14 protein-coding genes are annotated in these 13,693 nt (G+C 31.1%); 11 read left to right on the top strand and 3 right to left on the bottom strand.

What is annotated here, in order from left to right; genetic code table 11:
- Window positions 1–40 precede the first annotated feature (40 nt).
- A complete protein-coding gene (locus EW093_RS00350) occupies window positions 41–2,065 on the bottom strand; it encodes an elongation factor G (RefSeq protein ID WP_149566475.1) in 2,025 nt (674 codons plus the stop codon).
- A 134-nt stretch (window positions 2,066–2,199) separates the two neighbouring features.
- Between EW093_RS00350 and EW093_RS00345 the strand changes: the two genes are divergently transcribed.
- The 11 genes from EW093_RS00345 to EW093_RS00295 all read left to right on the top strand — a co-directional run bounded on the left by EW093_RS00345 (window position 2,200) and on the right by EW093_RS00295 (window position 12,417).
- Window positions 2,200–2,910 (top strand): segregation and condensation protein A, encoded by a 711-nt coding sequence (locus tag EW093_RS00345; protein WP_149566474.1) that lies wholly within the window; start codon window positions 2,200–2,202, stop codon window positions 2,908–2,910.
- A 2-nt stretch (window positions 2,911–2,912) separates the two neighbouring features.
- The gene (gene scpB / locus EW093_RS00340) at window positions 2,913–3,443 is read left to right on the top strand and encodes an SMC-Scp complex subunit ScpB (protein ID WP_149566473.1); all 531 of its coding nucleotides are present in this window, start codon (window positions 2,913–2,915) and stop codon (window positions 3,441–3,443) included.
- Window positions 3,436–4,596: a pseudouridine synthase gene (locus EW093_RS00335; RefSeq protein ID WP_149566472.1), complete on the top strand. Its 1,161-nt coding sequence runs from the start codon at window positions 3,436–3,438 to the stop codon at window positions 4,594–4,596. Before scpB ends, EW093_RS00335 begins: the two co-directional genes overlap by 8 nt.
- Complete coding sequence (locus tag EW093_RS00330) at window positions 4,596–6,935, top strand: 30S ribosomal protein S1 (RefSeq protein WP_149566471.1); 2,340 nt, start codon at window positions 4,596–4,598, stop codon at window positions 6,933–6,935. The genes EW093_RS00335 and EW093_RS00330 overlap by 1 nt, the downstream gene beginning before the upstream one ends.
- Window positions 6,936–6,999: 64 nt before the next feature.
- A complete protein-coding gene (locus EW093_RS00325) occupies window positions 7,000–7,914 on the top strand; it encodes a sigma 54-interacting transcriptional regulator (RefSeq protein WP_149566470.1) in 915 nt (304 codons plus the stop codon).
- 15 nt (window positions 7,915–7,929) lie between these two features.
- Entirely contained in the window at window positions 7,930–8,601 is a 672-nt protein-coding gene (locus EW093_RS00320; RefSeq protein WP_149566469.1) for a tetratricopeptide repeat protein, read from the top strand.
- A 2-nt stretch (window positions 8,602–8,603) separates the two neighbouring features.
- Window positions 8,604–9,221 (top strand): hypothetical protein, encoded by a 618-nt coding sequence (locus tag EW093_RS00315; protein ID WP_149566468.1) that lies wholly within the window; start codon window positions 8,604–8,606, stop codon window positions 9,219–9,221.
- Window positions 9,222–9,237: 16 nt separating this feature from the next.
- Window positions 9,238–9,534, top strand: a complete 297-nt coding sequence (locus EW093_RS00310) for a hypothetical protein (protein WP_149566467.1) — start codon at window positions 9,238–9,240, stop codon at window positions 9,532–9,534.
- Between the two features lie 71 nt (window positions 9,535–9,605).
- The gene (locus EW093_RS00305; protein WP_149566466.1) at window positions 9,606–10,202 is read left to right on the top strand and encodes a penicillin-binding protein activator LpoB; all 597 of its coding nucleotides are present in this window, start codon (window positions 9,606–9,608) and stop codon (window positions 10,200–10,202) included.
- Window positions 10,196–11,563: a COG3014 family protein gene (locus EW093_RS00300; RefSeq protein WP_149566465.1), complete on the top strand. Its 1,368-nt coding sequence runs from the start codon at window positions 10,196–10,198 to the stop codon at window positions 11,561–11,563. The genes EW093_RS00305 and EW093_RS00300 overlap by 7 nt, the downstream gene beginning before the upstream one ends.
- Window positions 11,560–12,417, top strand: coding sequence for a hypothetical protein (locus tag EW093_RS00295; protein ID WP_149566464.1), 858 nt, complete (start codon window positions 11,560–11,562; stop codon window positions 12,415–12,417). Before EW093_RS00300 ends, EW093_RS00295 begins: the two co-directional genes overlap by 4 nt.
- Here the strand turns inward: EW093_RS00295 and EW093_RS00290 are convergent.
- Window positions 12,414–12,791: a RidA family protein gene (locus tag EW093_RS00290; RefSeq protein ID WP_187759762.1), complete on the bottom strand. Its 378-nt coding sequence runs from the start codon at window positions 12,789–12,791 to the stop codon at window positions 12,414–12,416. The genes EW093_RS00295 and EW093_RS00290 overlap by 4 nt on opposite strands.
- A complete protein-coding gene (locus EW093_RS00285; protein ID WP_149566463.1) occupies window positions 12,788–13,636 on the bottom strand; it encodes an MYG1 family protein in 849 nt (282 codons plus the stop codon). Before EW093_RS00285 ends, EW093_RS00290 begins: the two co-directional genes overlap by 4 nt.
- Window positions 13,637–13,693 lie beyond the last annotated feature (57 nt).

Raw genomic sequence — 13,693 nt, 5'->3', positions numbered from 1 at the left:
TTATAAAAATGGAGGAATAATATCCTCCATAAATATTAAATTAGTTTAACCTCTTATTACTCTTTTCATAGTGACTAAACTCTAATTCAAAGGCACCAGTACCACTTGTTATTGATTTTAAATCAATAGCATACTTAAGCACCTCAGCCTGGGGTACTTGGGCAATTATCGATTGTATTCCACCTCCAATACTCTCTTGATTCTGTATCTTTGCCCTCTTAGATGATAAATCAGATAAGACATCTCCTATATACTTCTCAGGAATAAAAACAGTTAGATTGTGGTAGGGTTCTAAAAGAGTTACCTTTGCTCTCTCTAATGCTACTTTAAAGGCGTTCTTTGCAGCCATTTTAAATGCTAGTTCTGATGAGTCAACAGCGTGTTCCTTTCCATCAACAACTTCAGCTTTTACATCAACAATCGGGTATCCTGCTAAAAAGCCCTCTTCCATAGCCTCTTTTATACCCTTTTCTATACCCTGCATATATCCCTTGCTAATCACTCCACCCTTTATTGAGTTAACAAATTCAAAATTTTCACCTCTGTTTAATGGATAGATTTTAAGTTCACACTTCCCGTATTGGCCATGTCCTCCAGACTGTTTTTTATATGTATATTCACCACTACTTGCAGATAAAATAGCCTCCCTATATGGTATCTTAGGCTCTTTTTTTATTACATGAATATTAGAGGATTTATAAATTTTTTCTAATATTATTTCCAAATGTAACTCTCCCATTCCAGAGATTACACTCTCCTTTGTTTCTGGATTAAACTCAACGTTAAAAGTTTTATCTTGTTCTGCTTCTCTGTGTAGAAGTTCCGATAGTTTATCCTCATCCTTCTTTTTCTCTGCTTCTATAGCAAGGGAGTATATAGGTTGGGGAAGTTGTAGTGGTCTAAAATGTATTATATGGTTTTGTGAACAGAGGGTATCGTTTGTCTTTAGTAGATCTTGTTTTGTAATAACCCCAATATCCCCTGCAGTTAAAGAGTTACACTCAATAAGTCGCTTCCCTTCAGTTGTATATATTTTACCAATTTTTATCTTCTTCTCTTCCCTAGAGTTGTAATACTCACTGTTAGGAGTCAGGGTTCCTGTAATATTTTTTATATAACTTAGTTTTCCACTAAATTGATCAATAGAAGTTTTAAATATTATGCCAGAGAACTCACCATCAGGCGTAATCATTGTTGATTTTTCCCCAGTTATACATGGCTCTTCAACTCTAAATGGACATGGAGACTCCATAGCTATAAAATCCATTAACGGCGTAATTCCTGAATTCTGGGCTACAGATCCACAGAATACCGGGATGAATTTATTTTCAAACAGTCCCTCCCTTAACCCAAGTTTTACATCTTCTAACTCTAAAGTACCATTTTCAAAAAACTTCTCAGTTAATGTATCATCACCCTCAGCTGCGGCTTCTATCATTTTATTGTGGTACTCATTTGAGATTGTTATATACTCTTCAGGAATATCAATAGCTTTATTCTCATCACCATTGTTGCTATTTAAATAAGCTTTCATATTTAATAGGTTAATAACCCCTTTATAGTTATCTCCTTCACCTATTGGAATTGTTATAGGAATACAGGTAACACCAAACTCTTTTATCTGTTCTATTACTGAAAAATAGTCTGCTCTTTTTTTATCCATTTTAGTAATAAACGCTATTCTAGGCATCTTCCTTTTATCTAATTGTCTCCAAAGTTTTATTGTTTCAATTTGAACCCCTGATCGACTACCAAAGAGAACTACAGCAGACTCTGTTGCTCTAAAAGCAGATATTACTTCACCTGTAAAGTCCGAAATACCGGGAGTATCAAAAATGTTTATTTTTTTATCTTTCCAGTTAACGTTACTAATAGAAGTATGTATAGATATTTTTCTTTCTATCTCTTCTTCTGTAAAGTCATTTACAGTTCTACCTGTATCGACACTTTCAGCTTTTTTTATAACACCAGCATTGTATAAAATTTGTTCACAAAGAGATGTTTTTCCAGTATCACCATGTCCACAAATTGTTACATTCCTTAAGGATGCAGAATCATAACTCATTTATTCCTCCCGATTTTTTCTTACTAATTATTATAATGTTAAGACCCTATTCTTAACAGGTCAAACATTTTATTTTACAAAGATGGAATCTAGCGATTGAATGTAGATGGAAATAGATGTAAAATCCAAACAATATGAGTCAAAAAGAAATTTTTAATCTAGATCAATTTCAAGGCCCTCTGGATTTACTGCTTTTTTTAATTAGGAAAAGCGAAATAAATATATATGATATTCCAATTACAGAGATAACTATTCAATATTTAGAAATTCTAGAAAGTAATAAAACTACATCCTTAGAAAATCTTTCAGAATTCTACTTATTAGCAACAACTCTACTCTTTATAAAATCTAGGATGTTACTTCCTGTAGAGGTTGATGTTGAAGAGGAGGCTGAAGATCCAAGAACGGATCTAGTAGCTAAATTAATCGACTATCAAAAGTTTAAAAAAATATCAGAACTTATGAAGGGTCGATTCGAGGAACGAGTTATTACAGAGGATCTAATTAGACCAAAAAGACAGATAATGTATAATGATGATGTTTTTGAAGAGATTGAAATATCTGATTTAATTACAACATATAAATCTATAAAAAAAGTGAATGAGAGGGAAAAGATAGTTAATCTAGATGAAGAAGTTACAATAAATGAGAAGTTGACACTTATTGATGAGTTATTATCGAAACAAGATGAGTTTTATTTTACAGATCTAATTATAAATGAACACTCTCTACTAGAGTTTGTTTGTGCTTTCTTAGCAATTTTAGACTCTGTCAAGTATCGAGTGTTGTTGGTTTTTCAAAATAAACAGTATGGGACTATCCTACTTAAAAGAGGTGAAGATTAGTTATGAATGCAGTTGCAGTGATAGAAGCAGCACTTTTTTTAGAGAGTGATCCCATATCTATAGAAGAGTTAGCTAGGAAGATAGATATTAATATAGAAGATGTTAAGAGTTCTTTAAACTCTTTAAAAGAGAGGTATAGTAATCAATCATCTGGGTTATCCCTATATAATGTTGATGATAAAATATTACTAACCCCTTCTAAAGAGAGCTGGGAAGTATTAAAAGCAGTTTATGGGAAAAAATATGACGAGAAATTAAGTAAGGCAGCCCTTGAAACTCTCTCTATTATTGCTTATTCTCAACCTATGACTAAAGCTGAAATTGATATTTTACGTGGAGTATCAGCTGATGGTATGATTCGTCTTTTACAAAAACGTAAACTTATAAAAGTTGTTGGAAAGAAGGATATACCTGGGAAACCCCCAATGTTTGGAACTACAAAAGAGTTTCTAGAACTATTCAACCTCAAGAGTATTTCTGACCTACCAAAATTAAAAGATGAAGATAAGGAAAAATTTGAATTAAATGCCTGATCAATTAAGATTACAAGTCTATCTAGCCAAGTGCGGGATAGCATCAAGAAGAAAATGCGAAGAGATCATTTCCCAAGGGAGAGTATCTGTTAATGGAAAAGTTATCATAACACCTGGTTCAAAAGTAGAAGAGGGTGATGTTGTTATGTACGATGGCAGAAAGATTGGACTTGCAAAAGAGAAGATCTATATAGCCCTACATAAACCTAGTAAGTTTTTATGTTCAACTACAGATCCGGACGATAGACCTCTTGCAATAGACCTATTAACACCTGTTATAAAACATAGATTATTCTATGTTGGACGATTGGATTACCTAACTTCAGGTCTAATATTTTTTACCAATGATGGGGATTTTTCAAAGAAAATGACCCATCCCTCTACCCATATCGAGAAAGAGTATGTAGTTACAACAAAAGATGAGATACCAATGGAACTTATGGAAGAGTTTAAAAAGGGTATCTATGTTCTAGGTGAAAGATTTAAAATGAAGGATTATGAGTTTAAAGGTACTCGTTGTGTTCATATTATTTTAGAAGAGGGTAAAAACAGGGAACTGCGTAAAGTCTTTTTATCAAGAAATGTATCTGTTAAAAAAGTTCACAGGATTAGAATTGGTAGTGTTGAGCTTAAAGGTATACACTCTGGGCATTTTAGAAAATTAACAGAAAGAGAAGTTAAAAGTCTAATAAAAGACGCTGATGAGAAGGGTGAGTCTAATACACCTTTAAAAAAGAAAAGCATTAGTCATGTTAAAACTGTTGAAAAGCAACTAAAATCCATTCAGGATAAAAAAGATATTGAAAACGGTGTAAAAGAAGAGATTATAGTAAAAAGAGCACCAAAAAAGAGAGCTCCAAAAAAATCATCAGGTAAGAGAAGTCTTGATAGGGCTGACTCTAGGGATTATAGAAAAGATGAAAATTCTAAAAAACCTTATCAAAAGAGGTCATCGGATAGTAGAAGTTTTAATAAAGATGAAAATTCTAAAAAACCTTATCAAAAAAGAACTTCAGATAGTAGAGGTTTAAATAGAAGAGAAGACTCTAAAAATCCCTATACAAAAAAGCCTAGGGATGGAAAAACTTTTAAGAATAGTTCCTCAAGGGATATCTCTGGTAAAAAAGATTTTAAAAAGAAGGATAGAAGGTAGTGGTAGTTGCAATAGATGGACCAGCAGGAGTTGGGAAGAGTTCAATAGCTGAGATGATAGCAAAAGAACTCAACTATTTTCATCTTAATAGTGGGAATTTTTATAGAGCAATAACATTTAAGGTTATTGAAGAGAGTATTGATCCTGATGATGATGTAAAAATAATAGCTCTTGCTAAGAGTTTAAAAGTAGAAATAAAAAATGAAAATTTTTTCGTAAATAATGTAAATATTGATGATGAATTACACAGTTCAGATGTTGATAAGTTAGTAGGGAAGATATCTTCAATTGTTGAGATTAGGAATATTGTTAATAACATGATCAGGAAAATTGGAGATACCCTTGACCTAGTTATTGAGGGTAGAGATATAACAACAGTTGTTTTCCCAGATGCAGAAGCAAAATTTTATTTTGATGCAGATGCTAAAGTAAGAGCTAAACGTAGATTTGATCAAGGTTTAAGCGACTTAAGTCTGGAAGAAATAACCCAGTCAATTTTAGAAAGAGATGAAATTGATAGGAATAAAGGTGTTGGAAGTTTAAAAATTTCAAACTCTGCAGAATATATTGACACAACATACTTGACGATAGGTGGAGTTTGTGCGAAAGTATTTACTAAGATAAATGAATTAATTGGAACCGGGAGAATAGAACAGGTTATGACAGAAATGGATGCTAAAGCGGATCAAACAAATCTACAAGAGGAGTACCTTAAAGCCCTAGATACTATGGAAGAGGGACAACTTGTCGATGGACAAGTAATACACATAGATTCAGATCACGTTTTTATTGATGTAGGGTATAAATCCGAAGGAAGAATACCATTAAATGAGTTTGCGGGTAAAACACCTGAATTAGGTGATATTGTATCAGTTGTTATTGTAAAGAAAGAAGGACGACATGGCGAACTTGTAGTTTCTAAGAAAAAAGCGGATTTAAAAGTCGTTTGGAAGGAACTTAAAAATGCATTCAATGATGGCACTCCTGTTAAGGGTACGATTGTTAAATCTATTAAAGGTGGATTTGAGGTTGATTTAGGTGGTGATGTTATTGCTTTTATGCCAATATCTAAAGCAGATATAGTAAAAGTAGATAAGCCAGAAAAATATATCGGTATTGAATCAGATTTCTCTTTAGAGAAATTATATGGTGAAAAGAAAGCTAATGTTGTTGTTTCTAGAAGAAAACTTTTAGAAGAGAGAATGGAAGCTAATAGAAAAGAGTTTTTTGAAACTAAAAAAGAGGGAGATATTGTTAAAGGTAAAGTAAAAAGTTTTACTTCCTTTGGAGCATTTATTGACCTTGGTGGTTTTGATGGTCTTCTACATATCAATGATATGAGTTGGGGACATGTTTCTAGACCAAAAGATTTTGTTAAGAAAAATGATGAAGTTGAACTAAAAATTATTAGATTAGATGAAGCTGAAAAAAGAATAAATCTATCTTTAAAACACTTTACTGAAGATCCTTGGGTTACTTTTCAAGATAAGTTCCATCCTGGTGATGTTATTAGTGGTAAAGTTACAAAACTTACAGACTTTGGTGCTTTCATTGAAATAGTTCCAGGTGTTGAAGGTTTAGCTCATATCTCTGAATTATCATGGGTTAAGAGAGTTAAACATCCTAAAGAGTTATTCTCTATTGGTGATCCTGTTGATGCTATGATTCTTGACTTTGATGTTGAAGAGGGTCGAATATCCTTAGGTGTTAAACATGTTTTACCTAATCCTTGGGATGATATTATTGATAGATATCCTTGTGGAGAGAAGCATGAACTTGAAGTTAAAAAAGTTACAAATGCTGGAGCTTTCCTTGAAGTTGAAGAGGGTATTGATGGATTCTTACATGTTGAGGATTTAACTTGGGATAACAAAACACCTAAACCTTCTGCAGTATTTACTGTTGGGGAAAAAATGGAGTGTTGTATTGTTGGTATTGATGCTGATTCTAGAAGAATTAGACTTGGTGTTAAGCAACTACACAATAACCCATGGGAAGATTTTGCAAATAATCACCCAATAGGTTCAATAATTGAAGGTGAAGTAACTAATAAAGCTGAGTTTGGTGTGTTTGTTTCATTAGGAAATAATATTGAAGGATTAATTCATAAATCTAACCTTGCTACATCAAAAGAAGTTAGTTATGAAGACGCTTTAGAAGCTGTTAATAAAGGTGATAAACTAAAAGCTGCTGTAACAGATGTAAACATCTTTAAACAGAAAGTATCTTTATCTGTAAGAGAAGTTACAATGCATGAAGAGAGAAAAGAAATTTCTAAATATCTTGATGGTGAAACACAGGATGATGGTACATATACTTTAGGTGACTTATTAAAATAACCATTTTAAAGCTTTTAAAAGAGAGACTTTGTCTCTCTTTTTTTTTTGAGGATTTTAATTACCCATGGATGAGAGTTGTAAACTTTACTTACCTGAATGTTTATGTGAACAGCTAGAAAATATAGCTAGATCTAGTGCAAACCTCTTAATTACTGGAGAGACTGGCGTTGGTAAAGAAGTTGTTGCAAATTTTATACATATATTATCTAAGGGTAGAGACAATCCTCCTGTAACAATAAATATAGGAGCATTCCCTGAGGATCTTCTAGAAAAAGAACTCTTTGGTTCAATAAAGGGAGCATTTACTGATTCAGAGGAAGATTATAAGGGTAAGTTCGACTTAGCTAGTAATACTACTTTGATATTAGATGAGATAGGAGAGATTCCCCTACATATACAGGGAAAACTTCTATCTGCTATAGAAAGGGGTGTAATTACACCACTAGGTAGTAATAGAACTGTTAAAGTTAATTGTAGAATAATTGGAGTTACCAATAGAGATGTCAATGAACTATTAGATGGTGGTCTTCTTCGGAAAGATCTGTTTTACAGACTTAATGTACTCTCCCTAGACATTCCTCCTTTAAGGGAAAGAAAAGAGTTTCTACCAGAAATAGCTCATGATTTATTAAATGAGTTTTGTGTAAATGGAAAAAATAGAACTCTAAGTAGAGAGAGTTTATCTAAGTTATTAGCCTATAATTGGCCTGGTAATATAAGGGAACTTAAAAATTGCATTGAGAGGGCAATTACCCTAACAGATAAGAAAGAAATTACTTCAGAATATTTATTGCTTTCTTCGGATAATAACGTTAATATATCCAAGAATACTTTAAAAGAAGCTATTAAGAACTTTAAAAAAGAGTACATAAAAGAAGTACTTGATAGTAACTTTTGGAATATAACTAAGAGTTCAAAAATATTAGGCATACAAAGAACTTATCTTTCAAGACTAATAAAAGAATTATATAACGAATGAGAGGATTTTTACTTTATGAAAGAAACAACAAAAAAAAATAGTAACCAGATAATATCAGACTTCTTGTCTAATAATAAAAAGATTTTATTAACTGTCTTATCTGTAGCTGTAGTATTAATTATAGCATTTGGAGTTTACTCAACAGTTTCACAAAATAAAATAAATGAGATGATTAATTCAACAACTGAGTTAGACAATATGTACGATGAAGTTTTAAATAGCAATGGAGATAAAGAAGCTTTTGTATCCTATGGTAATAAGCTTATAGAAGAGTATAAAGGTACAAAGGCGGAAGTAATAGCTTATTCTAGATTAGCATCATATTTCTTTGATGAAAAGAATTTTGAGAAAGCCTTAGAGTATTATACTAAAGCATACGTTAACTTCCCAAAGGATATGGCCGCATCTGTATATATGTTTAATGCTGCTATGTGTAATGAAGAGTTAGGAAATGTTGATCAAGCTATTGAAGTTCTTACAAACTTAGTTAAGACATACAAGAGTAATGATTTAGAGAGTGCTGACCTTTCTCCAGATGTTCCAGAGGCTATTTTTAATCTAGGTAGACTTTTTGAATCTAAGGGAGACCTAACTAAAGCAATTGAGAACTATGAACTTTTAGTAGCTGAGTACCAGAGTTACAATCTTTCTAATCTAGCTAAAACAAGGTTGTTAACAATTAAATAGGGATGATAAAAAAAACTTTTTTTATTATCATTTTTATTTTCATTACAAGTTGTGGTATTCCTACATACAGTTATCTTGGAGGTGCTATTATTAGTGGTAGTACCTTCAGAATTGATTTAGATAGTTGGCCTGATACTTCAAGCTTTATTTTGTACTCAAGATATTATTTAAAGAATAAAGATAGTAGTAGTAGTAAATTTACAGATTTAACAATATCCGATGTATCTAGTAACTCTGAAGCCTATGTTGAAAGTCTTGGTTTTATTGAAACAACTATTCATAATTTGAATGATTTAGTTAATAGTACTGAGTTAGATTTAGGTCTTGAAGGTACCTTTGATATACTTTTTAGCAGTGATGAAAATTTGTTGTGTATTAGTAAAAGTGATGGTATTATTTACAAGTTAAGATTTAACGATAAAGATTATCCTCATTTTATAGGTAATTATGACGATGATAATGGTAGTAAATACTTAGATGAGTTTGAAGATGATTCTTTATCAACTGTTTTTATAGAGTTTTGTGTAATAAATATAGGAAAGAGTTTTAGTAATGGAACAATACAATCTATAGAGAGTTTACCAAAATATATAAATACTTTTGAAATTCAAACTAACTAATAATGGAGACCCACAGGTGGAATTGCTATCCTTACAAATTTTATTAATCAATTTTATTGTAGCTGTATCAATTACAGCTATAATATATATAACAAACAAGAGTGCAAGAAAGATAAACTTAATTCTTATTTTTATCATATCATCATTTGGAACTTTTCTAGGTGGTACCTTAGCAATGTTTTTCCCTTTAAATTTAATAACCCATAACTCTTTATTAGTAAAAAACATAATATTTACAATCCCTGGTATTCTTTTATCCCTATTATTTATTGTTATTTGGGTAAGAGGTAGCAAATCAGAGAGTTATTTTTAAATTTTAGTAACACTTTTTCTAATAGAAATTGTTTTAAATATAAGATAATATATTTTTAGGAGTTACTATAAATGAACAAAATTATAACCTTATTATTTTCTATATTTCTACTACTAGGTTGCCAAACAACAAATAGAGTTACAAGAATCGATTCAGATATTGATACTGATTTAAGTGGTAGATGGAATGATACAGATTCAAGATTAATATCTGAATCTATGATTAATGACTTACTTAACAGACCAATAACATCAAATTTAGTTGATAGGTATGGTAAAACCCCTGTTCTTATAGTAGGAACAATTCGAAATAGAAGTTCTGAACATATAAATATTACATCTTTTGTAAAAGATATCGAAAGAGAACTTGTTAATAGTGGAAAATTTACTCTAGTTGCTTCAAGTTACGAAAGGGAAGAGATTCGAAATGAGAAAGAAGACCAGCAATCAAACTCATCCCTTGAGTCTACTAAAAGATTAGCCCAAGAGACAGGGGCTGATATTATGTTAATAGGCAACTTAGTTACAATAACAGATCAAGTAGATAAAACAAGAGTTGTATATTATCAGGTCGATTTAGAATTAATTGATTTAGAGACTAATACTAAACTTTGGATAGGTTCAAAAAAACATAAAAAAGTTATTCAGTTAGGTGGAGTTAAATGGTAAAGAAGGCCAAACTTTTACTGTTTTGGTTTTTGATACTTCTTTTTTCATCCTGTACTTCTCTGTATACAAACAAAACCCATTATAGAGAAGTTGATTATCAATTAAGTATTGGTGAAAACCAGAAGGCTTTAGATGAGTTTTTACAGACTAAAGAAAGAGTTTATTCTGAGAAAGATCGTGTTTTATACTATATTGAAGAGGGTATTCTATATCGGTTAGCAGGGGAGTATCGTAAAAGTAATGACTCCCTTACTCTAGCTGAAAACTCAATTGAAGATCTATTTACAAAAAGTATTTCTAAGGGAATATTATCAAATGTTTTAAACGATAACGCTCTACCATACTCTGGTGAGGATTATGAAGATATATATATAAATATTTTCAAGGCACTAAACTATTTTCACTTAAAAGAGTTCGAGTCTGCTCTTGTAGAAGTCAGAAAGGTTAACCTTAAACTAGATAACCTCGAAAATAGGTATAAAGGGGTTTTAGAAGAGCTTAATAGTAGTGAAGATGTTGATATACCAACAGCTGATTTTAATTTTCATAACGATGTTTTAGCTAGATATCTTGGTATCATTGCCTATAGGTTAACGGGGTTAGATGATGATTCGAGAATTGAGAGAGAGTATTTAATAAAGGCATTTAACTATCAAGAGTCAATATATAACTTTAATTTACCATCTCTACCTACAGAGAGTAGTGATATGGCAATTATTAATGTTCTCTCATTTAGTGGTTATTCTCCTGAAAAGGTAGCAGATACCCTAGCTATTTATGGTTCTGGTGGTTATCTTAGTTTAGGTAGTAATAGTAGTTATCTTGGATTTCACTCAATAAGACATAGTGGAGTTACTAGTGATCTTTCCCTTAAACTACAATTTCCCCGTTTAGAAAGCTTATATGATCCAGTATCCTATGTAGAAGTTTTTGTTGATGGGATAAGTTATGGGTATTTAGACCTAATTGAAAATATAGATAATATTGCTATTGAGACATTTAAAGTAAAACAACCAGTTATTGTTGGGAAAACAATTTTAAGAGCAATTTCTAAGGCAGTTATATCTGAAATATCTGAGGATACAATTACTGAAAATTACGGTGAGGGTTTTGGACTTCTAAGTGGTTTACTAGGTGATATCTTTATGCAAGTAACAGAGAATTCAGACCTACGTAGCTCCCGTTACCTACCTTCTAAGGTTAGAGGGTTAGAGATATTAGTAGAGCCTGGTTTCCACGACATTTCAGTTGTATATTATAACTCTAACTTTATTGAAATATTTGAAGAGAGTTTTAATAACCAAAATATCAAGACAGGTAGTTTAAATCTATTTGAATCTACATTAATGAGGAAGAGATGAAAAAATATATAAAGTTAATAACAATTCTACTAATTTTAAATTCATGTGTAACTACAAATACAAGTAGTTCAAAACCTCCACTATGGTTTTCTGACCCATCTCTATTCTATTCTGAAAATAAAGTCATAGTTTTTATTTCAAATGGAGAATCCTTAGAAGCTGCAGAGAGTTTAATAGAAGAGCAGTCTTCCTACTTATCCCAGTATATTACTCCCACTAAAGAGAAGCATTTTATTGATAAATCTAATAATCATTATCTTTTATACACTATTAAAAAAAGCGAATTAAAAAGCATATTCGATAATAAGTTAGAGTATCTAAATAATGAAATTGAGAAACAGATTAGGACTGGAGATAGAGCTTCAAATATTCTTGATAAATATTCTGAGTATAAGTTAGGACTTACATTTATTAGGCATGTTGAGGATATTATTAACATTGCAGTGAAGGAAGATATTAAAGTTATTAACAATATGTCAATATCATTGTTAAATCAAAAAATTGCTGCAGTTTCCAATGAGTTAATATTTACTGTTAATTTTAAAGGAGACATTGATGGTATTCTTAAAACTGAGGTTGAGAGTACTTTACATCAATTAGGTTATGGGACTTCAGAAAACTCATCAATAATTATTAGAGGTGAATTAATATTAAAAGAAGCAAACTTGAAAAATGACTATATAAATAAGTATTGGACTCTAAATTTGTATTTAGAAGACTATTATGGTGATTCAAAAAAATCAGTAACCTTTAAAGGTAGAGACAGCCAATTATCTGAAGAGGGATTAAATCAATTAATTTTGGATAGTGTTACTAAAAAAATCAGACAATCGTTGAAGCAATTACTTCCTTAGCTAATTGTAGCTATACACTCTATTTCAATTAATGCATTTTTAGGAAGTGCACTTACCTCGACAGTTGATCTAGCAGGTTTTGATTTAAAGTACTCTCCATAAATAGTATTAACTAAGTCAAAGTTATCCAAATTGGTAAGAAAGATAGTCACTTTAATTACCTTATCAAAGGAAGTATTACACTCTTCTAAAATACCTTTAAGGTTTTTTATAACCTGTTCTGTTTGTTCTTCCACAGATCCATTAATAAACTTCTGGGTTTTAGGGTCTATTGCTATCTGACCTGAAGTATACAATAGACCATTATTAATTACTCCTTGGGAGTAGGGACCTATAGCCATTGGTGCATTTTTAGTACTTACATAATTAATCATAATATTGACTCCCTAATTATATTTTTCCATTCATTATTATCTTTAGGTATAAACTTTAATAAAAAACCACCTCTATGGCAAAACAGAGAGTAATCAACCATAGATTTTGTAAAATCAAGAATAGAATCAGCTTTTAATGTTCTAAAAAGTGTTCTTACTTCAGGATTATCCTTATCAAAACTATATATTACATGTATATTTTTTTCATCAACAATATCAGCGTCAGCAGACTTAACAGCACTTGATAATTCGTAGGGTGGAACTTTTAAGTATTCTAAGATATTTATACCATTTATATTAGAAAATTTGATACTTCCTTCTGAATTAATCCACTCCAATGCTAATCTTTTTTTATTTTCAAACTCGATCATAGATAATAATCCATCTGAGAATATTTTGGTAATTAGCAGTGGATTATTCTCAAATTCACGTAGCATAACACCCTGGGGAAAGCTGAAATAATCAACAGTATCACTTTTGAATTTGTAGTCATCTAACGCATTTGGTCCCTTAGTATCTACAAGGGAGACTAAATTTATATATTTTGAAAGTTTACTATCCTTAAGGTGTGGGAAAAATTCGTTAAAAATAAGAGCTGCTGAACACATCAAATCTTTGGATTGATGATGATCAAAAATTCTCTTTTCAGCGTTATAGTCTAATCCACAATCAATAAAATAGATATCTTCCTCTATAGTCTCCTTCTTTAACATTAAAGAGGCCTCATCAGGATGAATCCTTATTATATCTGTTGGTAACTCATTTAAATGAATAGATAGTAGAGATATTCCTAGTAACTCATCTATATGCGCTTTCCCATTATGAGTAATGACTTTATAGAACAATAAAAACTCCTTAACTAATTATATAAATTATTGAAGTAAAAGTGAATCAATATAAAA

It is taken from the genome of Thiospirochaeta perfilievii (genome assembly GCF_008329945.1).
GTDB classification, from domain to species: domain Bacteria; phylum Spirochaetota; class Spirochaetia; order DSM-2461; family DSM-2461; genus Thiospirochaeta; species Thiospirochaeta perfilievii.
Note: the sequence above shows the minus strand (reverse complement) of the source record. Positions and strands in the feature narration are given on the sequence as shown.

Coding starts and splice junctions, on each gene's coding strand:
- scpB (WP_149566473.1), top strand. CDS start 2,913: ATGAATGCAGTTGCAGTGATAGAAGCAGCACTTTTTTTAGAGAGTGAT.
- EW093_RS00345 (WP_149566474.1), top strand. CDS start 2,200: ATGAGTCAAAAAGAAATTTTTAATCTAGATCAATTTCAAGGCCCTCTG.
- EW093_RS00295 (WP_149566464.1), top strand. CDS start 11,560: ATGAAAAAATATATAAAGTTAATAACAATTCTACTAATTTTAAATTCA.
- EW093_RS00325 (WP_149566470.1), top strand. CDS start 7,000: ATGGATGAGAGTTGTAAACTTTACTTACCTGAATGTTTATGTGAACAG.
- EW093_RS00320 (WP_149566469.1), top strand. CDS start 7,930: ATGAAAGAAACAACAAAAAAAAATAGTAACCAGATAATATCAGACTTC.
- EW093_RS00290 (WP_187759762.1), bottom strand. CDS start 12,791: ATGATTAATTATGTAAGTACTAAAAATGCACCAATGGCTATAGGTCCC.
- EW093_RS00350 (WP_149566475.1), bottom strand. CDS start 2,065: ATGAGTTATGATTCTGCATCCTTAAGGAATGTAACAATTTGTGGACAT.
- EW093_RS00300 (WP_149566465.1), top strand. CDS start 10,196: ATGGTAAAGAAGGCCAAACTTTTACTGTTTTGGTTTTTGATACTTCTT.
- EW093_RS00335 (WP_149566472.1), top strand. CDS start 3,436: ATGCCTGATCAATTAAGATTACAAGTCTATCTAGCCAAGTGCGGGATA.
- EW093_RS00315 (WP_149566468.1), top strand. CDS start 8,604: ATGATAAAAAAAACTTTTTTTATTATCATTTTTATTTTCATTACAAGT.
- EW093_RS00305 (WP_149566466.1), top strand. CDS start 9,606: ATGAACAAAATTATAACCTTATTATTTTCTATATTTCTACTACTAGGT.